Here is a 15,968-nt window from a genome sequence, read left to right on the forward strand (position 1 = left end):
TGACTGGGTTACTTGGCGGTGGTGGACCGCTTCGTGGCGTAGTGCTGGTTAAGCACGGTGTTGATCCGCGCCACCATGCGCGGGGGAAGCTGCTTTTTCTTGAGCTCTTCCAGGTCCATAATAGCAGCGCCCCGAGCGAGTTGTCGCTCGGAGCGCCTGAAACGATGGACTGCTTTGAAGTAGGTGGTCAGATGTTCAAGCAACGGCGCACCTTTTCGAATTGCTCCGCGGACAGAAGATTGCGGAGCATCATGACCGTGAAGTCCTGACCTGTCGAGGCCGCGAGGCGCTCGAGTTGCGATAAACGGAAGTCGTGCTGGCCACCGCGCTGCGAGGCCAGCAGCTGCTGGGCCTGCGTGAGACCCGTATCGCGCGACACCTCGAGCTGGTGCCGGCCGGGGGCGTTGCGGTAGTCGTAGACGACGTTCGCCATATTGTTGCGGAAGGTGCGACTGGCATCAGACAGCCGCGGCGGCGTAGATTGCGGATCGGGGGTATACTCGATGCCGTATTCGGCAGCTAGGCGTCGAGTGGCCTTACGGCAGTAGTCAGGCTCAAGGCCCTCCAGCTCGGCGATTGCTGCGACCGGGCGGCCTTGACGCATTGCCGTGATGATGCGTTCATCACGTTCATCCAACAGGGTTTTCCGCTGATCGCCCCTGCTAACTTCTGTCCGTTTCTCCACTCCAAACATCTCTTAGAAACACCTCTTCGTACACTTGCCTCACCAGCGCCGACGGTTCCACGCCGACGAGCCCCGCTCGTGCCTCTTTCAGGAGTCGGATTTTCTCCACATCCGACCCGATCTCGATGGTGGTCATGGTCTCCAACCACGCCTCCACCAAGGCTTCGAGCATTTTCATCATCAGAACATCCTTGGACATTTCACCCACCTCTACGATGGGTGCATAACGACACACTGATTGGTCTGACAATTCAAATTTCATTATTTGGTCTTGGGTCATAGTCTCCCTAAACCAGCGGATATGACTCCGCGTCACCGGATCGCCGAAGTGACCAGGTCACATGTTACATCTTTTACAGAGCCCCTCCCCGGGCTGGGTTGGGGCTTTGCGAATAAACTGCTGTGGGGACAATGAAATTTTCCCGCACGTTGCGGTTAACGGTCAGTCGTTTCGACGAACGGCCTGATGGAGTTCGACGAACAACGGGACCGCTTCTGCGGCGATGGCAGGGCGCAGCCGATAAAAGCACGTCCTGCCGAGTTTGCGACAGTCGAGAACGCCCGCCCGATACATCTTCGCCAGCCGGCGGCGAGCGGTGTCGTCGCTGATCTGGCCAATACGCTGGGCGACATAATCCGTTGTGATCTCGGGGGTTTCCGACAGATACGCTTCCAGCGCCACACATCCCACGGTGAAATTCACCAGTAGGCGGTGGAGCCTCAGCGTATTGTCGAGCCGGCACCCGACGATCTGCCGCATCGCAGCTAAATCGTTTCGCATGGTGCTCCTGCTTCAAAATGGACATAAATCCCTCGCTAGGTCAATGGTCGTTCACAAATTATCAACGCCAAAATCCTACATCGCAAGGAAATTCGTTCTCTTTTCGTTCTCATTCACGAAACCGGAACGATCGGCCTTGGCAAAGTTTCCTTTCGCTTTCAGACCCACCACCACACCGCGAGGGTCGGCAGGGCGGAAGTCGTGTTCATCGCCATCGATCACCGGTCGGCCGAGGTGTTGAGCCGGGAGTTCCTGAAAGAAGACCGACGCGATGTTCATGCCGCGAGCCATCTCGGCTGCGACATCTCCCGCGTTTATCTCGCTCTCGCTGAACGTCAGATGATAGTTGGCAGGCGGCGTGCGCCCCGGGATTTTGGTGTAATCGTAGAACGACACCTCCGGGAACAGGTCGATGATGTTGTCGGCGGTGCGGCCGATCTTGGCCGCCACATCCGGGAACAGGATGAAGCGGCGCTTCTCCCAGACGATGTCGCTAGTGCCGTTGAGGCGGACGCCGGGTTTCATGCCCTCGCGGCCAGCCTTGCGGACGTGGGCCGCGATCTCGAGCGCCAGCAGGTTGAGGAACAGGTTGCGGTCACGGAAGAAGAGGTCGGTCTTGGCCACCCTCGACTTCGTCTTGGCGTCGAGCGTCACCGGGTTCCCGGCGAAGTGCAGACACGCCGCGCTGCAGCCAGGGCTGCGCTTCGGGCAGGTCTCCCTGCCCGACATGTTGCCTGGCGCAAGGTGGAGCACGGCGCCGAGCACGCCCACCTTCTTATTCTTCGCGACCTTCGGGTTTGCGTCCGGACGGGACAGCAGCGATCGAAGCCCCGCGCGGTCGCGGAGCTGCTTCAGTGATGACATGGAAATTGGTCCCCTGGTTCGGGGTGATCGGGTCTAGTCGGTGATAAAGCTGACGAAGGCGGCACCCTGCGGGACGCCGGCCTCATCGGCCGACGACACCTTCAGCTCGGCCCGCGCGGGCAGCTCGCCTTCGAGGGGTTCGGGCAGGTCGACGCCGAAGTAGCGGCCGTCTTCCAGCTCGAGGATCAGACGACGATCGCCAGCCATCTCAACGGTGGCGAACGTCACGGTGGTGGGCTGGGTGCGCTTGGTCATGCCCGCCGTCCTGCCGCGTGGTGGCGGCAGGACGGAAGGATAGACCGGTCAACCTAAGTCAACCGCACCCGTGCTTCGACCTCTTCGAGGCGGTAGCGGGTGTCGTCGTGCGGCAATTTATTACCCTTGCCGGCCCAGATTTGGACGATTGCGACGAGCCAGTCGTCGTCGCCATCGCCGAGCGGCTTGCCCATCAACGCGCTGAAGGTTTCGAGCGACGGCTTTTCGGGCCACCACGCTTCGAGGTTGTTGTCGGGTTGGTCGTAATTGTTCGCGACCGAGAAGAGGCACCAAATCTTATTCATCTTGGATTTCCTGCCAGAAGGCGAACACATCCGGGGCGTCGTTGTTGTAGATTTCGAGGTCGTCCAACGAGTAGCGACCGCGGTCCTTGAGGAACCAGTCCTTCATCTCCTCACGGGTGCCGGAGAAGACGACGGACTGGCCCTCGTAGGGTTCGTGGTGGAAGACCGAGTAGGTCGGCTCAGTCGACATCCATCTCGTTCCGATGAAAGCTGTCATCGAGCGACGGCGTGTCGAGCGGGGGCTCTTCCGGTTCGGGCGTGCAGCTGAAGCAGTAAGGGTCGCTACCCTCGCCGTGATCGATGAAATCCGAGCATTTCTCGCAGATGCGTTCGGTCTCACTGTAGCCGTCGACGCAGAAGCCGCCGCTGGCGTCGATCACGATGGCCGTGTCACCGACCTCACGATCTTGGTCGTTCCAGGCTTCGATTTCCATCGCGGTCGGCGACAGGCCGGTCTCGACATAATCGTCGGCACAGCGACGGGCGGCGGCGGCGTCGGGGGCTTCGACCTCGACGATGATGAAGGACTTCACGTCCACCTTGAACTTAGGCACGGGCAATCACCTCGTTGTCGAGCTGGACCTCGACGATCTTGACTTTGCTGATGTGGTCCTCGTCGACGCCCATGCTCATGATGTGCTCGGCGAAACCGGCGTTGGTCATCGGGCCGTCGTAGACGCCGGCCGTGATGATGAATTTGGCGGTGACCTCGTAGACGACGTCGATACGGTCGTGGGTGCCGGTCATAACCCTGACGGCAGTCCATGAGCGGCCTTGACCGTGAGCGGCCCATTGCCACTGTCATGATAGGTTGTGCCGATGTAATTTCCGTGTCGGTCGTAGTTGACGCGGCTAGATAAGCGGGGGTTGGTCAAGCCCCCGCAGGCACAGTAGCAGCGATAAGAGATGGTGCTCGTCATCACAGCGTCCTCTCAGCACCGTGGAACTTCGTGACGACCGGGAAGCGCGGGACGCCGTCCGGGGTCAGGGCGAAGAACCGGACGGTTACGACCTTGTGCTGCTCACCAAGAAGGGAAGCCGCGCGCTCACGAGTTCCGCGGATGCCTGCTCCGAAAACGCGACCATCAGGAAGGCGGCAGCTGACGCGCTTTGCGACGCCCGCCCAGTTGCCGTTGCCCTCGTCGATCGAAATGACCTCATATTCCGCATCCTGGAACTCCTTCCGCTTCAGCAGGCTCTTCGAACGCTTCTGCTCGTAGAGCGCGTCGAGGCGGACCATCTGGCCTTCGTAACCGGCTTCGAGCCAGCGGCCGTAGAGCTCATCAAGCTCCACCGCGCTCTGCACCAGGACGGTTTCGACCGGGACGATCCAGCCGCAGGCGAGCGACTTGAACATCGTCGCCAGATCGTCCGCGCGGAAGCGGAACGGGCTGTTGCCGACCGAGGGCACGTCGTAGACGTGATACTGCATCACGGCTTCCGCCTTCTCGAGGTCGGCCGCCGACGGCTTGGCCTTGCGGACGATCGAGCTGATCTCGCCGAAGTCATCCTTCAGGTCGTGGTTGTAGAGCTCGCCGTCGAGGATCAGGCCGGGGTTGGCCTCGAACAGCGGCGCGAGCGCGGCGTGGATATGCGGCACGGCGGTGATCGGCTTGCCCTGGCGGGAGAACATGCCGTCCTTGGTCGTGATGCAGCGGATGCCGTCCAGCTTCGGCTGGGCGAAGACCGGGAACGAGGTCGGCGCATATTCCTTCGCCAGCATCGGCTTGAAGAAGTGCGCGCCGCCGTCCGTCGCCTCGATCGTGCGATGATATTCGCGCGTCAGCTTGTTGTCGTAGGCCGACTTGATCTCGAAGTTGGCCTGCGCCTCGTCGGTCGACTGGCTGGCGGCTTTGGCCTGCGTCCAGCCGGTCACCGCGAGGGTGCCGTCGACGAGGCCGGAGTGGACGCGGTAGCGCGAGCCGTCCTGCTCGATGAACCAGGTCCGGAGCCGGCCCTGGCTATCACGCTTGTAGATGCGATCGTGGTTCATGCGTTGTGCCCGTGAATTTTGGTGGTGATCTTGCGGATTTCGTCCGCAGCTTTGGCCAGGCTCGCGCCTGCCCGAGGGTTGGGGTTGGTCGGCGCGATCTTGCCGTGCTCGAGGGCGTCAGCCGCGGTGTCGAGGAAGCGGGCGAAAACGCCCGCCGCCCCGCCACGCTTGATGCGGATGACGATCTCATCGCTCTCGAAGTCGCGAGTGACGTTGACGGCCATCAGTTCAGCTTCGGCCCGAGGGTGCTGACCGCCAGCGAGGTCTCGGTCAGCTCGATTTGGATTTCGAACGCGGTGTCGAGACCCGGGATTTCATCGAGCGCGATGCCTTCGCAGAAGTCGTCACCGCCGCAGAGGCTGCGGGCAGTTTCGTAGAAGTCGTCATCGACGCCGGGGTTGCACCCCTTGGCGTAGACGACGACACACTTCTCACCTTCGCCGGTCAGCTGCCGCGGATCGGTCGGGGCCATGAGGTAGGCTCCTTGATCCTTGACCAGCATCAGGCTCGGGGCGACGGGTTCGCCGTAGACCGATTGACCTTCGGGGTTCGCCCGCGAGTGCGCGATGATCGACTTCAGCGTGTCGTCGACGGGGAAGACGAGCAACCCCATCAGCCGACGTCCTTGTCGCCGGCCAGGTCTTCGAGCCAGCCAAGCCCTTCCTCGACGGCGTCCGGGTCGGCGCGCAGTCGCGTCTGGATTTCCTTGGCGAGGCCGCGACCGCGGTCATTGAAGAGCTCGACGATGGCGACGAAGACGTCGGCCGCCTGCTCGTCGGTGAGTTCGTAGGTGTTGTCGATGATGTTCTGGACGTTCATGTTGGTCTCCAGTTGGGGGCGAGGCCATGACTCCTCGCCCCCGGTCGGCGTCACGCGACGAGTCGGATTTCGAACTCTTCGGTGACCTGCAGCGGCCGGAGCTCCAGCGTCTTGCTGTCGCTTTCCAGCCAGAGGCGTGCCCCACACGGCAACGGATCGTGGGGGCGGTAAACGAACTTGCCGACGACCTGTCCGTCGACGACGAGCTCGACTTCATGGGCGCGCTTGGCGCCCTTGTAGTTGCGAACGATGATGGGCGGCTCCAGCTCGCCGTCAGTGCGCTTGCGGTTGGCCGCGATGGCGCACTGGGCGACGTGCAGGACCTGCTTCACTCGGTCGGCCCCAGCAGCCAGCGCCAGAAGCCCTTGCGGGTCTCTTTCTGCTCGACGTGGAAGTCGACGAGATCATACTGGGCTTCCTTGGCCCGCCCATCCGGATGCCAGCCGCGGGTGACCCAACGGCCACACTCCAGAACCTGGCCGACCGCACCGGTGTCGAACACCTTGTCGACCCGCGCCAGCGAGCCGTTGCGGAGCCGGAACTTGACGCCCTCTTCGGGCTCGACCGTCTCGACGACATCATCCAGCAGCTCGACAAGGTCGAACGGATGGTTGTCCTGACAGTCCGAGAAGAACCCTCCCTCCGTCCAGGTTTGCTCTTCCCCGTCGAGCCTGCCGGAGATCGGGTAGTAGAAGTCACCCTCATCAATCGCATCGATATAGGCGATCGAGCCGCCGCGGGTCCGATAACGCTCGCCGACACGGATGTCTTCAAGGCCGTCGGCGTCGTCATGACTGTAGCTGTAGTCGTAGCTCGACACCGGGCTCGGGAAGAAGTCCTTCGCCTTGGCCGGCGGGATTTCGCCGACGACCTCGTAGCGGCAAGCGCGGCCCTTCGAGACGTTGTAGTCGCGCGGGAACGCGACGACGTCCTTGGGGTGCAGCTTGACGACCAGCACGCGCCGGTTGCCGTTGTAGGCGCCGAACGCGGGGAGGTAGGCCGTCGAGCAGAAGTGCAGGCCGTAGCTGCAGGTCCGATCGGGGTCCTCGTCGCACTCGTTACGCGGCTGCTCGACGACGTTGCCGATCGAGTTGTCCATCGTGCCGGTGTGGCAGTCGGTGTAGTCGGCGTTGACGATCTTCCACGCGAGGATGTCGCCCTCGGGGGTGATCGGCAGACCCGACCGGTCGCACCAGTCGTAGAGACCCTGCACCGCGCGGCGGCTCGGGTTCTCCATGACCTTCTCGAAGAAGGCCATCAGCGGCTTGGCCATGCCTTCCTGCCCTTCGTCCATGAAGTGCAGGATGCGGCGGGTGAGCCCGCTGTCGATCGCACGGCCCTTGTAGTAGAGCGTGCGGTCGACGAGCTGGATTTCGCCCTGCATGTAATCGGCGATCGCGGCCGGCAGGTCCATCAGTCGATAGACCTCGTTGTCGTTACCGGCCTTGAGGGCCGTCACCACCTGGTCGAAGGCGGCGTGGGTGTGGGGCATGGTCTTCGGGACGAAGTCCTTGCCCAGGATCGTGACCGACGTGTCGGACAGGGTGTAGTGGACGTTGCTCATTACAGGTTCTCCTGGAAGAGGCGCATGTCGTCCTCATCCATGATGTGAGACAGAGCGGTGAGGAGGCGCGCGGCCTTCCACTGCTTGCTGCGGAACTGCGTGTTGAGCTCTTCCGGCTTGATGCGGCCGGGGAGCTTGGCGGTGACGAACTGGGCCAGCTTCAGCTGATGCTGGTCCAGCGGTTCGACGTAGGTCTTGTAGATGCTGAAGATGCGACCGAGCGGCTTCTTCGAGGTGAAGTCGGTGCCCGGGTGGCGGCGGAAGAAGTCGAAGAGCCAGCGGAGGCTGGAGTTGCTGACCGCGAGGCGAGCCGCGAGGTCCGGATATTTGGCCAGCTCGGCCTTCTTCCGGTTCTCGAACTCGACCGCATAGTCGGTCCAGTTGCCCTTCGGCAGCTTCTTGGCGTCGCCGGAGTTGACGAACGACAGCTCGCTCCAGCGGAGCAGCCCCGAGTCCACCTTCTCACGAAGGTCGTCCGGGATGTTGAACGTCTCCATGACGACGAGGATGCCGGTCTCCGGCTGGTCGGCGTAAGCGATCTCTTCCACACCGTCCTTGCCGTAGGCGCCGGGGTTGATGTTGTTCGAGTTACGGCGCCAGTCGTAGCCACGGGCGGTGGTCCCGTCGTAGCTGAACATCCGGACCTTCGGACGGTTCAGGTTCTTGCTGTAGGTCCGCTCCATGACCGGCTCCGGCAGCGAAGACGTCAGCACGACCTGGTCATGCGGCGGGTAGCCCATGCCAGCGACGATCTCGGCCGGCGTCAGCTCGACGTCGACGTCCGGACGGATGACCATCAGGCGCCCGCCGTTCTCGTCGGCGAACTCCTTGATCTTCTTGATCGCCTTGTGCTTCGGGGTCTGCGGCAGGTCGTCGATCACCAGCGCGGCGAACCGCCCCGGCTGGAAGCCGTGCTTGCCGGGATATTCGAACTTGGCCGACCCGATCTGCTTGATCGTGCCGCCACGGCCGCGGCGCTCCCGGCGAGCGTCGATTTCCCAGACGGTGAAGCCGCTGACGTCGACCAACTTCTTCTCACCCCAGCTGGTCTCGCGCTGGGCGAGCATCGGAAAGGCCAGGCTGGTCTCGAGCTTCGCGCCTTTCCACTTCGCATGCTCCGACAGGAACTTGGCCCGTGCGCTGTAGTGGTTGTCGCCGAGCTCATTATGCAGGGCGACGGCGGCTTCCCACGGGCTGTCGATGTGGTCGAACATGGTCGAGAAGCTCTCGGCCACCTCTTCGATCACCGCCTCACAGGCGAGACGGATCGCCTCGATCGTGCGGTCGTCATAGCTGAGGGCTTCACGCGACAGCGCGACCGAGCAGGTGCCGATCGGCAGGCGCAGGTCCAGGCCGTATTCGAGCAGCTTGCGGGCGGCGCTGTCCTCGGGGAACTTGTAGGTGAGGTTGCTCGCCGACACCGGGTAGAGGATGCCACCCATGATGACGTTGAGCGCGCCTGCGTTCTGACGCATGCCCCAGGTCTTGCCCTTCGAGACGTAGGCCGGCGGGGTGAACCCGCCGCCGACGGCGTTCTTCACCTCGGGCAGCGGCTCGAAGTAGCGCAGCGCCTCGAACGCCGCTTCCTCGAACGTGGTGAAGTCTTCCGGCTTGACCGGGAAGCTCACCTCGACGCCGTTCGGCTGGTCGGTGACGCGCTGGCCGAGCAGGCCGATCGCCGGGATGCCGTCGTCGTCCTTGAACACCGAGTAGGCGCTCTCGACGCCGTCGAACCTTGAGGTCACGGTGTATTGGTCGACATAAGCAAATGGCGATTTGCTGCCGATGCCGAAGCCGCCGATCGCTTCGTTCGAGCTGTCCTTGGTCGAGCCGTCGGCGTAGCACATGAACGACGTCATCATGAAGTCGTGGCTCATGCCCAGGCCGTGGTCGCGGACGCGGAACACGGGGTCGAGCAGGGTTGGGAGCCACACCTCGATCGGCAGGTCGGGCTTGCCGGCCATGACGTGGCTGTCCAGTGCGTTGGCGGCCAGCTCGCGGCAGATGGCGCGCGGCTTGTTGGCGTAGGTCTGGTCGGCGAAGAAGTTGAAGATCTTCGGCGACGTCTTGATGGTGGCTCGGGCGACCTGCTGGACGCCGTTCGTCACAATGGTGCGATTTTCTTTGTCGAGAAGCATTTTGGCAATATCCTGTTGATCCGGTGGGACGACTGTCCCACCGGGCGCGGTTTGTTGAGATGCTGTGGAGGAAGTGACTTAGTCGGTTGCGAGACGGGGCCGGCGGGTCAGGTGCCAGTCCAGGTGATCCGCACTGAGCGGCTTCTCATTGTCGTTGTCGAAGTCGCTATCGATCGTGTCGCGGCTGAAGTTCTTGACTTGGGAGCCCATGAAAAATGAGCGACGGGCGTGATAGGCTGAGGTCGACGACGGACGGGTCATGATGACGTTCACGGCTAGTCCTCGTCGCCCGTCTTGAGGACCAGCTGGCTTTCCAACCACTCGCCACCGTCGACGTCGATGAAGACGCGCTCCATGACGTAGCCGCCGTTGGTGGCGTCGCGGGTGACCTGCTTCTGGCCGTCCCAGTCGACGTCGGTGCCGGTGCCGTCGTAGTCGAAGTCGTAGGTGCCGTCGTCCTTGCGGGTGACGGTCCCTTCGCGGATGCCGCACGACCCGGGGATGGTCTCGAGCGTGCGGTCGATGAGGCGCCCGTTCGGGGCGTAGAGGTCAGCCACGGAGCAACGCCTCGAGGCGGGCCGTCGTGTCTTCGATCACGACCCGGTCCTTGAAGATCGCCACCGCGCCGCCGCCGAAGGCGTCGAGCCGGTCGCTGCTGCAGTCATTGGCATACTGGAAGCCAATCGGCAGCTCGGGCTGCAGCACGACGCGCAGCACGTTGGCGATCGCCCACGGGTTGGCCTGGTAGCCACTGATGACCAGCTCACCGCCGCCGTAGGTGGCGTCGGCATCGCACGAGAACCAGAGGTCGTCGGCCGCCTGATCGTAGATGTTGGCGGCGAAGTCCTCGATCGGCCCGAACGCTGCGCGCAGCTCATCGGGATAGGGCTCGTCGTCGCCGGAGAAGTTCAGCGCCAGGTCGACGAGGGCGGCCTGCTCGGCCGTGCAGGGCACGGCGAAACAGAGCTTGGTGAAATAATCAGCCATAGATGACGTCTCCGAAGAGGCAGCACTGGAGGAAGACGTCGTGGGTGTCCGCGTCGTCGTTCTCGCTCGTCATGTCGGCGAAGTGCCGGGCGTATTTCTCGGCCATGACCCGAAGGCCGTTGGTGACCGAGGCGGGCTCAAGGGTGTAAAGGGCGTCATCGGGCACCGCGATGGTGACCTTGAAGTCCTCGGCGAAGACGTTGCGCTTGCTGTTGCCATACCAGACGACGCCGTCGTCGGGCAGCTCGGCGTAGGCAGGGCGCAGCAGTTCGACCCGGCCGCGGCCGAGCCAGTAATTGGAGCCGCCCTCGAACGCGCCGACAATCATGTCCTGGACGCGCTGGGGGTCAACAGAGATGGTGGTTTGGTAGGTCATTCGGACAGGTCCACAGTTTCAAAGGAACCGATCATGAGCCCGAGGTCGCCTTGAAAGGTCTCGGCGACTTCGAACACATTGGCGGAATTGGCGGGGTCATTGTCCCGCTGGATGATGAGGGCGCGAGCCGCGGCCTCGGTTGCATTGTCGGCGTCGATGTCGATCTCCCACCGGACGCGGAAGTTAGGCATCCGGCGCCTCCAGCTTGTCAGCCTCGGTCACCAGCTGCGCGGCCAGTTTCCTGGCCTCTGCCGGCGAGATGCAGCCGCCCCCGGCGTCGCCGCCGCGGGGGCCGTAGAGTGAGAGATGGATTTCGGGCTTGTCGTAATTCGCCCAACCCAAGGTGGTGACGGCGGCGTAGCCGCGGCGGTTGGTCATGCGACCAGCTCCATTTCGTTGATGTTGACCCACCAGCGGCCCCAGTCATGTTCCTGGACGAAGTCGTCGTCATCGCCGTAGCGGTCGACGAGGTCATCCCAATTCTCGGCAGTCGGTTTCAGGTGGACGAGCAGCGGGTGGTTAGCGTTCTTGATTGCCCAATAGGCCTTCAGGAACATCTCGGTCAGCTCGACGGCTTTCGCCGTCGCGCCTTCCAAGGTGGCGTGCACCGATTGCGGGTAGAAGGGGTCGAAGGGGTGCTCCCCGTCGACGATGTAGACGATCACTGGCCAACCGCCACGACCGGCCGGCCGTCGCCGCTGCAGCAGATCAGCTTCTCACCCGGCTCGAGCATCGAGATGGCTTCGTGATAGGTGGCCTCAAACGTCGACATCCCGTCGATCGAGTAGAGGCCCTTCGCTTGATGGGCCGACACCGACCAGTCCCCGTAGAACTTGCCGTCGTAGACGACCAAGCCGTCATCGACCGGCAGGAAGATGTCGAACTCATCGCGCACGACGGCGTTCGCGTGGCGGGCACGGAACTCGTTGTCGCGCTCGATTTCCTCGGGGAACATGATGGCGGTCTCGGCGCGCGGCAGCGCGAACTTGATGTCGCAGCCGTAGGTGCCGTGGACATATTCGACCGGGCCGATCGTCGGGCCGTTGAAGCCCCAGCCGTCCATGTCGCTGTCCTTGGCGTCGCGGCCGTGGAAGAGGTGCAGGTAGAGCTCGGCCATCATTCGCTCTCCGAGATGTCTTCGAGCGTGAGCTCCTGGTCGGCGATCGTCATGGCCGGCGAGAGGTTGAACTCGTCGCTTTCGGCCAGCTGGTCGAACGGGGCACCGGTCATGGCGACGCCGTCGCCCAGCCACTGGTAGTCGCTGTGAAATTCGATGCCGGTGTTGCCGTTGGTGATTTCCTTCAGCTGCGACAGCGCGTCTTCGGCGCTCTCGGCGTTGAAGTAGACGGTGGCGTAGAGCTGGATGTCAGCTTGGAAGAGTTTGGTCATAGCGTGCAAATCTCCGCGTTGTTGCGGGCACGTTCGATCGCGCCGTGGGCAAGCAGGAGTTGATGGGCGAGGGGCAGCTGTTCGAACTGCTCCTCGATCTTGAGGGATGCGTCGAGGTAGGATGGCAGCACCGGGGCTGGCACTGCCCGCGGTGCTGCCTCGGGCGCCGAGCCGCCCGATAGGAAATCATTCTCGACGCTCGCGGCGCCGATCTGGTCATAGAGGCCGTTGATGAAGTGCATCAACCCCGCCTTGTCGGTCGGGATGTCGATCTGTTCGAAGTCGCGGTCGATCGCCTTGGCGTCGGCTTGGGTGCCGCGCAGGGTGTTGCCGTTGCAGAGGTAGAAGATCACGTCAGTCGACCAGCTCGAATGGCGGCAGCGGGGCGGCCGCCTTGTCGAAGTGCTCGAGCACCTTTTCGTACGAGCCGAGCTCTTCGATCTCGCCGCGGGACAGGCACGGGCCGTTCTCGCCGGTCGTCTCGAAGGTCTCGCCGGTCGCGGCGTAATAGCGGCGGTTGATGCGGTCCCAGTCGGGGCCGCTGCCGCAGCTGTAGTCGTAGTCGAGCCCGCGCTCCTTCGCGAAGTCCTCGAGCTCGTCCAGGTCGCCGAAGTTGACGCTGTCCGAGGCCAGCTGCTCGCCCAATTCGTCGATGACGGTTTCGCCGCCGCACATGTCGACGGTCAGATATTTGTCGTTCACGAGCTCGAGCAGCTCGGGGGCGTGCTCGCGCTTCAGCTTTCCGCCGAACTGGATGCCGGCGTAGATATATTCGCCCATGTCAGGCTCCTGCGGGCGGCCAGATGGTCTGGCCGTCGATGATTTCGTCGGGACCGTCGAAGGTCGGCAGGTCCCCGTCGATGAAGATGCCGAGTGCCTCGGCTTCGGAGTGGGTAAGATCGCGCTCGTCGTCACCCGATTGGATGGCGATGACGTCCCACACCCTGACGATGTCACCGTTCGGCAGGCGGACGCCCGAGCCGGTCTCGGTCAGTTCCGAGCCGACCGGAGCGACCAGCGCGCCGCGCAGCGCCCAGTTGAAGGTGACGCTCTGGTCGCTCATCCCGGCACGCTTTCATTGAAGATGGCCAGGCCTTCGAGGACCTTTCGCTTGAAGGCATGCAGCTCGTGGTTCTCAGCCGTGAGGCGTTCGAACTCGGCTTTCGCCTCGGCGATGACCGCCGGGTTGGGCCACTGAGAGGCCAGGCGGCCGGCCAGGTCCCACTCATCCATCGAGCCGTCGTCGGTCGACATCGACCAGTCGAGGACCATGTTAAGCGGGCCGATGATCCAGCTGCCATGATGGAGCTTCACCCGTTGGCGGATGAAGTCGGTGACGCTGCCCTTGAACTCGGTCTCGCGACCGTTCGGGTGGCGGATGACGATGACGGTTCCCTCGGGATTGCCGACGCCGTCGAAGGTGGCGTTCTCGAGGGCGGCGGACTCGCGGGCGTCTTCGAGCATCTCGACGACGCGCGGCGGGAGGCGGTGTTGGGCTTCACTCATCGTCGGGTCCGATCTGAACTTCGATCTGCCAGCCGACCTGGGCGAGAGGCAGCAGCTCCTGCTTGATGAGCGTGGCGAGCTCATCCTCGAGCAGGTCCTGCATGTGGTCGGGCAGGTGGATCGCGATGCTGACCGAGAGGTCGGTCTCGGTGGTTTGCTGGGTGGCGTTCATGAAAGCGCCCGACTGCGTCGACGCGGGCACCCCGGTCGTGATCTGGAGGTAGTCGCTCACCGACCGACCCCCAACCGCAGGCGGCGCTCGGCTTCCATGACAAGCTGTTGGAGCCGCTCGATTGCGTCGTCATAGGTGGCGGCCTCGTCCTCGCCCCGCCCGGCGAGGGTCGTGTCGACATAGATGTCGGCGTCGGCGGCCGCCCGCAGCTGGTCGGCGAGGTCTTCGTTGGAAAGTTGTTCGTATTGGGTCATAGGATGTCGCACCTTTCTTGATACCAGCGGTCGAGCTGGCGGCCGGCGGGGGTGCCCACTAGGGCTTCGATCGCGGTCTGGACTGGCGATTGGAACGGCAGGCCGTCCTCGAGCTCCGTGCAGCTGTCGAGATGGAATTGGTCGTCGAGATATTCCCGGAGCGGCGTGTCTTCCCGGCCGTAGGCCAGGCGCATCTCCTGCGCGGCTTTGCGCTTGGCCTCGGCGGGGCCGCGCGCGGTGATGGTGAAGGACGAGGTGGCGAGCATTTCGCCGTCCTCGTGGCACTCGATGTAGTAGCGGTTCATAGCTCATCGGCCTCCGTGTCGGGGTGGACCTCTTTGGCCTCGTCATAGAGGGGGCAGTCGGCGCTGCAGGGGTTGAGGCGGTAGTCGCTGTTGTCCCGACCACAGTGCTTGCACTGGCCGTTCTCGTCGTTGTCGGCGATCAGCTCGAGGTCGCTTGGGTCCCCGGCGAAATAGACTTCCCGCTCCATGTTGGTGCAGTCGTCGCGCTCGAACCTGAGCATGCCGGTCTGGCCGAACTGGCGGGCCTTTTTCACCGCGGTTTCGATCGCTTCTTCGGGGTTGTCGGCTTCGACGCGCCAGGTGGTGGTTTCGGTCACGTCGCGCGTGACGGGGACGTTATAGGTCGGCATCGACTGTGTCCTTTTTCTCATAGCTGAAGACGACACCGTGGACGTCGCCGTAGCGGTCGGCGTCCCACGAGAAGCTGCCCTCGGCCGGGAGCGCGAAATGGTTGCGGATGATGATTTCGACGTCTTCGAGGTCGAGTTCGAGCTTGGTTCGCTCGATCGTCGTGATCGTGCGGGATTTGGTGACCTTGACCTCGGCCATCAGAGGCGCCCTTCCGGCCGCAGCTGACTGACGATCAGCTGGTAGAGGTTCGGTGCGTTGTTCGGCAGGTTGGCGAGACCGCAGCCGAGGCTGGGCTCGTCGGTGCCTGGCAGGACCGGCACGACCACGTCCATCGTGCGCGCCATCGCCTTGACCATGAGGATTGCGGTGACCAGCGCCTGCTGGTCGCGGGCGTTGCCGTCTTCGAAGAAGGACTCGAGGCGGTTGTCCGGTTCCCGCTTGGTCGGGACGCCGAAGGCGTTGGGTTCGCAGCGGATGATGGCTTGGCCACCGAAGCCGCGGCGCATGAGGTTGTCGCCGAACAGGAAGACGTGCAGCGGGTTACCGCGGCAGAGGTCGGCGCTGTAGTGGCCGTCGAAACTTACGAGCATGGAGAGCTCCTGCAAGACGCGCCCAATCGTCCGCGGTGTTGTGCCACGGGTGCATATTGAGGGCGCGGATCATGTTGTTGGTCGGGACGCCGGGTTTGATGTTGTCGGCGTATCGCTGGATGTCGTCGTCGGTGGCGCCGGCCGCGTGGGCTCGGGCAGTGGCTTCACGCAGCGATAGCATCGAGCTGCGCCACCATGTGCGGCAGCTGCTTGTCGTTGAGCGAGTAGCCGTCGCGCGGCTCCTCGAAGGTCAGCGGGAGGACGGTCAGGTCCTCGATCTTGTCGACGGTGAACAGCTTCCAGCCGAGCTCGCGCTGGGTGCCGCCGGCTGGCTGGAACCCGCGCATGCTCATCTTGCCCTTGCTGGTAGCGCCGAGGGCGTGCGGTTCGACGAGGCGGTTCTCGTTGTCGTAGCGGAAGGAGATGAGGTTCTTGCCGTTGATGGCTTTTTCGATGAGGTCGATCATTTGATGCTGGCTCCCGGAAGGAGTTGGAAGATGCACCCGAAGACACGGGTGGCGAGGCCAAGGGCGAGGGCGGCGTCGGCCGCCTGGCGCCAATCGCCATAGGGTTTGGTGACCGGCTGGCCGGCGAAGTGGAGGGTGTAGGTCATGACCCTTCCTTTCAGAGGTCG

The 15,968-nt window shown here is 63.4% G+C and carries 38 protein-coding genes; all 38 read right to left on the reverse strand.

Features of this window, described 5'->3' with window-relative positions:
• Positions 1 to 8: 8 nt before the first annotated feature.
• The 38 genes from G570_RS13660 to G570_RS13670 all read right to left on the reverse strand — a co-directional run bounded on the left by G570_RS13660 (position 9) and on the right by G570_RS13670 (position 15,947).
• Positions 9 to 203: a hypothetical protein gene (locus G570_RS13660; protein WP_156930362.1), complete on the reverse strand. Its 195-nt coding sequence runs from the start codon at positions 201 to 203 to the stop codon at positions 9 to 11.
• Positions 188 to 637 (reverse strand): hypothetical protein, encoded by a 450-nt coding sequence (locus tag G570_RS07105; RefSeq protein WP_156930363.1) that lies wholly within the window; start codon positions 635 to 637, stop codon positions 188 to 190. Before G570_RS07105 ends, G570_RS13660 begins: the two co-directional genes overlap by 16 nt.
• A 25-nt stretch (positions 638 to 662) precedes the next feature.
• Positions 663 to 866 carry a hypothetical protein gene (locus G570_RS07110; RefSeq protein ID WP_156930364.1) on the reverse strand — a complete coding sequence of 68 codons (204 nt, stop codon included), beginning with the start codon at positions 864 to 866 and terminating at the stop codon, positions 663 to 665.
• Between the two features lie 261 nt (positions 867 to 1,127).
• Positions 1,128 to 1,445: a Fic family protein gene (locus G570_RS07115; protein WP_037500581.1), complete on the reverse strand. Its 318-nt coding sequence runs from the start codon at positions 1,443 to 1,445 to the stop codon at positions 1,128 to 1,130.
• A gap of 96 nt (positions 1,446 to 1,541) precedes the next feature.
• Complete coding sequence (locus G570_RS07120; protein ID WP_037500584.1) at positions 1,542 to 2,330, reverse strand: GP88 family protein; 789 nt, start codon at positions 2,328 to 2,330, stop codon at positions 1,542 to 1,544.
• Positions 2,331 to 2,363: 33 nt separating this feature from the next.
• On the reverse strand, positions 2,364 to 2,585 hold the full coding sequence (locus G570_RS07125) for a hypothetical protein (protein ID WP_037500587.1): 222 nt from the start codon (positions 2,583 to 2,585) through the stop codon (positions 2,364 to 2,366).
• Between the two features lie 53 nt (positions 2,586 to 2,638).
• Positions 2,639 to 2,890 carry a hypothetical protein gene (locus G570_RS07130; RefSeq protein WP_037500590.1) on the reverse strand — a complete coding sequence of 84 codons (252 nt, stop codon included), beginning with the start codon at positions 2,888 to 2,890 and terminating at the stop codon, positions 2,639 to 2,641.
• Positions 2,883 to 3,080 carry a hypothetical protein gene (locus tag G570_RS07135; protein ID WP_037500593.1) on the reverse strand — a complete coding sequence of 66 codons (198 nt, stop codon included), beginning with the start codon at positions 3,078 to 3,080 and terminating at the stop codon, positions 2,883 to 2,885. The genes G570_RS07130 and G570_RS07135 overlap by 8 nt, the downstream gene beginning before the upstream one ends.
• A complete protein-coding gene (locus tag G570_RS07140) occupies positions 3,070 to 3,444 on the reverse strand; it encodes a hypothetical protein (RefSeq protein ID WP_037500595.1) in 375 nt (124 codons plus the stop codon). Before G570_RS07140 ends, G570_RS07135 begins: the two co-directional genes overlap by 11 nt.
• Positions 3,437 to 3,637, reverse strand: coding sequence for a hypothetical protein (locus tag G570_RS07145; protein ID WP_037500597.1), 201 nt, complete (start codon positions 3,635 to 3,637; stop codon positions 3,437 to 3,439). Before G570_RS07145 ends, G570_RS07140 begins: the two co-directional genes overlap by 8 nt.
• 172 nt (positions 3,638 to 3,809) lie before the next feature.
• A complete protein-coding gene (locus G570_RS07150; RefSeq protein ID WP_037500599.1) occupies positions 3,810 to 4,883 on the reverse strand; it encodes an ATP-dependent DNA ligase in 1,074 nt (357 codons plus the stop codon).
• The gene (locus G570_RS07155; RefSeq protein WP_037500602.1) at positions 4,880 to 5,107 is read right to left on the reverse strand and encodes a hypothetical protein; all 228 of its coding nucleotides are present in this window, start codon (positions 5,105 to 5,107) and stop codon (positions 4,880 to 4,882) included. The genes G570_RS07150 and G570_RS07155 overlap by 4 nt, the downstream gene beginning before the upstream one ends.
• Positions 5,107 to 5,496, reverse strand: coding sequence for a DUF3085 domain-containing protein (locus tag G570_RS13185; protein ID WP_051504144.1), 390 nt, complete (start codon positions 5,494 to 5,496; stop codon positions 5,107 to 5,109). The genes G570_RS07155 and G570_RS13185 overlap by 1 nt, the downstream gene beginning before the upstream one ends.
• On the reverse strand, positions 5,496 to 5,702 hold the full coding sequence (locus tag G570_RS07165) for a hypothetical protein (protein ID WP_037500604.1): 207 nt from the start codon (positions 5,700 to 5,702) through the stop codon (positions 5,496 to 5,498). The genes G570_RS13185 and G570_RS07165 overlap by 1 nt, the downstream gene beginning before the upstream one ends.
• 50 nt (positions 5,703 to 5,752) lie before the next feature.
• Positions 5,753 to 6,034 carry a hypothetical protein gene (locus G570_RS07170; RefSeq protein ID WP_051504145.1) on the reverse strand — a complete coding sequence of 94 codons (282 nt, stop codon included), beginning with the start codon at positions 6,032 to 6,034 and terminating at the stop codon, positions 5,753 to 5,755.
• Positions 6,031 to 7,266: a hypothetical protein gene (locus G570_RS13190; RefSeq protein WP_051504147.1), complete on the reverse strand. Its 1,236-nt coding sequence runs from the start codon at positions 7,264 to 7,266 to the stop codon at positions 6,031 to 6,033. Before G570_RS13190 ends, G570_RS07170 begins: the two co-directional genes overlap by 4 nt.
• Positions 7,266 to 9,404 (reverse strand): ATP-binding protein, encoded by a 2,139-nt coding sequence (locus G570_RS07180; protein WP_037500606.1) that lies wholly within the window; start codon positions 9,402 to 9,404, stop codon positions 7,266 to 7,268. The genes G570_RS13190 and G570_RS07180 overlap by 1 nt, the downstream gene beginning before the upstream one ends.
• A 78-nt stretch (positions 9,405 to 9,482) precedes the next feature.
• Positions 9,483 to 9,677, reverse strand: a complete 195-nt coding sequence (locus G570_RS13665; RefSeq protein WP_156930365.1) for a hypothetical protein — start codon at positions 9,675 to 9,677, stop codon at positions 9,483 to 9,485.
• A 2-nt stretch (positions 9,678 to 9,679) separates the two neighbouring features.
• A complete protein-coding gene (locus G570_RS07185; protein WP_037500608.1) occupies positions 9,680 to 9,961 on the reverse strand; it encodes a hypothetical protein in 282 nt (93 codons plus the stop codon).
• The gene (locus tag G570_RS07190; protein WP_037500609.1) at positions 9,954 to 10,391 is read right to left on the reverse strand and encodes a hypothetical protein; all 438 of its coding nucleotides are present in this window, start codon (positions 10,389 to 10,391) and stop codon (positions 9,954 to 9,956) included. Before G570_RS07190 ends, G570_RS07185 begins: the two co-directional genes overlap by 8 nt.
• Entirely contained in the window at positions 10,384 to 10,767 is a 384-nt protein-coding gene (locus tag G570_RS07195; RefSeq protein WP_037500610.1) for a hypothetical protein, read from the reverse strand. Before G570_RS07195 ends, G570_RS07190 begins: the two co-directional genes overlap by 8 nt.
• Positions 10,764 to 10,958, reverse strand: a complete 195-nt coding sequence (locus G570_RS07200) for a hypothetical protein (RefSeq protein ID WP_037500615.1) — start codon at positions 10,956 to 10,958, stop codon at positions 10,764 to 10,766. Before G570_RS07200 ends, G570_RS07195 begins: the two co-directional genes overlap by 4 nt.
• Positions 10,951 to 11,145, reverse strand: a complete 195-nt coding sequence (locus G570_RS13195; protein ID WP_051504149.1) for a hypothetical protein — start codon at positions 11,143 to 11,145, stop codon at positions 10,951 to 10,953. The genes G570_RS07200 and G570_RS13195 overlap by 8 nt, the downstream gene beginning before the upstream one ends.
• A complete protein-coding gene (locus G570_RS07205) occupies positions 11,142 to 11,432 on the reverse strand; it encodes a hypothetical protein (RefSeq protein ID WP_037500617.1) in 291 nt (96 codons plus the stop codon). Before G570_RS07205 ends, G570_RS13195 begins: the two co-directional genes overlap by 4 nt.
• On the reverse strand, positions 11,429 to 11,887 hold the full coding sequence (locus G570_RS07210; RefSeq protein WP_051504150.1) for a hypothetical protein: 459 nt from the start codon (positions 11,885 to 11,887) through the stop codon (positions 11,429 to 11,431). The genes G570_RS07205 and G570_RS07210 overlap by 4 nt, the downstream gene beginning before the upstream one ends.
• Positions 11,884 to 12,156 carry a hypothetical protein gene (locus G570_RS07215; RefSeq protein ID WP_037500619.1) on the reverse strand — a complete coding sequence of 91 codons (273 nt, stop codon included), beginning with the start codon at positions 12,154 to 12,156 and terminating at the stop codon, positions 11,884 to 11,886. The genes G570_RS07210 and G570_RS07215 overlap by 4 nt, the downstream gene beginning before the upstream one ends.
• Positions 12,153 to 12,509 (reverse strand): hypothetical protein, encoded by a 357-nt coding sequence (locus tag G570_RS07220; RefSeq protein ID WP_037500621.1) that lies wholly within the window; start codon positions 12,507 to 12,509, stop codon positions 12,153 to 12,155. Before G570_RS07220 ends, G570_RS07215 begins: the two co-directional genes overlap by 4 nt.
• A 1-nt stretch (position 12,510) precedes the next feature.
• Positions 12,511 to 12,936, reverse strand: a complete 426-nt coding sequence (locus G570_RS07225) for a hypothetical protein (protein WP_037500625.1) — start codon at positions 12,934 to 12,936, stop codon at positions 12,511 to 12,513.
• 1 nt (position 12,937) lies between these two features.
• Complete coding sequence (locus tag G570_RS07230; RefSeq protein ID WP_037500627.1) at positions 12,938 to 13,219, reverse strand: hypothetical protein; 282 nt, start codon at positions 13,217 to 13,219, stop codon at positions 12,938 to 12,940.
• Positions 13,216 to 13,620 (reverse strand): hypothetical protein, encoded by a 405-nt coding sequence (locus tag G570_RS07235; protein WP_156930366.1) that lies wholly within the window; start codon positions 13,618 to 13,620, stop codon positions 13,216 to 13,218. The genes G570_RS07230 and G570_RS07235 overlap by 4 nt, the downstream gene beginning before the upstream one ends.
• Positions 13,621 to 13,654: 34 nt before the next feature.
• Positions 13,655 to 13,894, reverse strand: coding sequence for a hypothetical protein (locus G570_RS07240; protein WP_037500632.1), 240 nt, complete (start codon positions 13,892 to 13,894; stop codon positions 13,655 to 13,657).
• The gene (locus G570_RS07245) at positions 13,891 to 14,088 is read right to left on the reverse strand and encodes a hypothetical protein (RefSeq protein WP_037500634.1); all 198 of its coding nucleotides are present in this window, start codon (positions 14,086 to 14,088) and stop codon (positions 13,891 to 13,893) included. The genes G570_RS07240 and G570_RS07245 overlap by 4 nt, the downstream gene beginning before the upstream one ends.
• Complete coding sequence (locus tag G570_RS07250; protein WP_037500636.1) at positions 14,085 to 14,393, reverse strand: hypothetical protein; 309 nt, start codon at positions 14,391 to 14,393, stop codon at positions 14,085 to 14,087. The genes G570_RS07245 and G570_RS07250 overlap by 4 nt, the downstream gene beginning before the upstream one ends.
• Complete coding sequence (locus tag G570_RS07255) at positions 14,390 to 14,743, reverse strand: hypothetical protein (protein ID WP_037500637.1); 354 nt, start codon at positions 14,741 to 14,743, stop codon at positions 14,390 to 14,392. The genes G570_RS07250 and G570_RS07255 overlap by 4 nt, the downstream gene beginning before the upstream one ends.
• Positions 14,730 to 14,942 (reverse strand): hypothetical protein, encoded by a 213-nt coding sequence (locus G570_RS07260; protein ID WP_037500639.1) that lies wholly within the window; start codon positions 14,940 to 14,942, stop codon positions 14,730 to 14,732. The genes G570_RS07255 and G570_RS07260 overlap by 14 nt, the downstream gene beginning before the upstream one ends.
• Entirely contained in the window at positions 14,942 to 15,334 is a 393-nt protein-coding gene (locus G570_RS07265; protein WP_037500648.1) for a DUF7831 domain-containing protein, read from the reverse strand. Before G570_RS07265 ends, G570_RS07260 begins: the two co-directional genes overlap by 1 nt.
• Positions 15,335 to 15,498: 164 nt before the next feature.
• Positions 15,499 to 15,801: a WYL domain-containing protein gene (locus G570_RS07270; protein ID WP_051504152.1), complete on the reverse strand. Its 303-nt coding sequence runs from the start codon at positions 15,799 to 15,801 to the stop codon at positions 15,499 to 15,501.
• Positions 15,798 to 15,947: a hypothetical protein gene (locus tag G570_RS13670; protein WP_156930367.1), complete on the reverse strand. Its 150-nt coding sequence runs from the start codon at positions 15,945 to 15,947 to the stop codon at positions 15,798 to 15,800. Before G570_RS13670 ends, G570_RS07270 begins: the two co-directional genes overlap by 4 nt.
• Positions 15,948 to 15,968: the final 21 nt, after the last annotated feature.

It is taken from the genome of Sphingomonas jaspsi DSM 18422 (assembly GCF_000585415.1).
GTDB classification, from domain to species: Bacteria; Pseudomonadota; Alphaproteobacteria; order Sphingomonadales; family Sphingomonadaceae; genus Sphingomicrobium; species Sphingomicrobium jaspsi.

Coding starts and splice junctions, on each gene's coding strand:
- G570_RS07145 (WP_037500597.1), bottom strand. CDS start 3,637: ATGACCGGCACCCACGACCGTATCGACGTCGTCTACGAGGTCACCGCC.
- G570_RS07260 (WP_037500639.1), bottom strand. CDS start 14,942: ATGGCCGAGGTCAAGGTCACCAAATCCCGCACGATCACGACGATCGAG.
- G570_RS07210 (WP_051504150.1), bottom strand. CDS start 11,887: ATGATGGCCGAGCTCTACCTGCACCTCTTCCACGGCCGCGACGCCAAG.
- G570_RS07180 (WP_037500606.1), bottom strand. CDS start 9,404: ATGCTTCTCGACAAAGAAAATCGCACCATTGTGACGAACGGCGTCCAG.
- G570_RS07225 (WP_037500625.1), bottom strand. CDS start 12,936: ATGGGCGAATATATCTACGCCGGCATCCAGTTCGGCGGAAAGCTGAAG.
- G570_RS07255 (WP_037500637.1), bottom strand. CDS start 14,743: ATGCCGACCTATAACGTCCCCGTCACGCGCGACGTGACCGAAACCACC.
- G570_RS07200 (WP_037500615.1), bottom strand. CDS start 10,958: ATGCCTAACTTCCGCGTCCGGTGGGAGATCGACATCGACGCCGACAAT.
- G570_RS07115 (WP_037500581.1), bottom strand. CDS start 1,445: ATGCGGCAGATCGTCGGGTGCCGGCTCGACAATACGCTGAGGCTCCAC.
- G570_RS07250 (WP_037500636.1), bottom strand. CDS start 14,393: ATGAACCGCTACTACATCGAGTGCCACGAGGACGGCGAAATGCTCGCC.
- G570_RS13195 (WP_051504149.1), bottom strand. CDS start 11,145: ATGACCAACCGCCGCGGCTACGCCGCCGTCACCACCTTGGGTTGGGCG.
- G570_RS07135 (WP_037500593.1), bottom strand. CDS start 3,080: ATGTCGACTGAGCCGACCTACTCGGTCTTCCACCACGAACCCTACGAG.
- G570_RS07120 (WP_037500584.1), bottom strand. CDS start 2,330: ATGTCATCACTGAAGCAGCTCCGCGACCGCGCGGGGCTTCGATCGCTG.
- G570_RS07130 (WP_037500590.1), bottom strand. CDS start 2,890: ATGAATAAGATTTGGTGCCTCTTCTCGGTCGCGAACAATTACGACCAA.
- G570_RS07265 (WP_037500648.1), bottom strand. CDS start 15,334: ATGCTCGTAAGTTTCGACGGCCACTACAGCGCCGACCTCTGCCGCGGT.
- G570_RS07230 (WP_037500627.1), bottom strand. CDS start 13,219: ATGAGCGACCAGAGCGTCACCTTCAACTGGGCGCTGCGCGGCGCGCTG.
- G570_RS07150 (WP_037500599.1), bottom strand. CDS start 4,883: ATGAACCACGATCGCATCTACAAGCGTGATAGCCAGGGCCGGCTCCGG.
- G570_RS07125 (WP_037500587.1), bottom strand. CDS start 2,585: ATGACCAAGCGCACCCAGCCCACCACCGTGACGTTCGCCACCGTTGAG.
- G570_RS07215 (WP_037500619.1), bottom strand. CDS start 12,156: ATGACCAAACTCTTCCAAGCTGACATCCAGCTCTACGCCACCGTCTAC.
- G570_RS13190 (WP_051504147.1), bottom strand. CDS start 7,266: ATGAGCAACGTCCACTACACCCTGTCCGACACGTCGGTCACGATCCTG.
- G570_RS07165 (WP_037500604.1), bottom strand. CDS start 5,702: ATGAACGTCCAGAACATCATCGACAACACCTACGAACTCACCGACGAG.
- G570_RS13185 (WP_051504144.1), bottom strand. CDS start 5,496: ATGGGGTTGCTCGTCTTCCCCGTCGACGACACGCTGAAGTCGATCATC.
- G570_RS13670 (WP_156930367.1), bottom strand. CDS start 15,947: ATGACCTACACCCTCCACTTCGCCGGCCAGCCGGTCACCAAACCCTAT.
- G570_RS07190 (WP_037500609.1), bottom strand. CDS start 10,391: ATGGCTGATTATTTCACCAAGCTCTGTTTCGCCGTGCCCTGCACGGCC.
- G570_RS07270 (WP_051504152.1), bottom strand. CDS start 15,801: ATGATCGACCTCATCGAAAAAGCCATCAACGGCAAGAACCTCATCTCC.
- G570_RS07235 (WP_156930366.1), bottom strand. CDS start 13,620: ATGCTCGAAGACGCCCGCGAGTCCGCCGCCCTCGAGAACGCCACCTTC.
- G570_RS07195 (WP_037500610.1), bottom strand. CDS start 10,767: ATGACCTACCAAACCACCATCTCTGTTGACCCCCAGCGCGTCCAGGAC.
- G570_RS07245 (WP_037500634.1), bottom strand. CDS start 14,088: ATGACCCAATACGAACAACTTTCCAACGAAGACCTCGCCGACCAGCTG.
- G570_RS07110 (WP_156930364.1), bottom strand. CDS start 866: ATGATGAAAATGCTCGAAGCCTTGGTGGAGGCGTGGTTGGAGACCATG.
- G570_RS07155 (WP_037500602.1), bottom strand. CDS start 5,107: ATGGCCGTCAACGTCACTCGCGACTTCGAGAGCGATGAGATCGTCATC.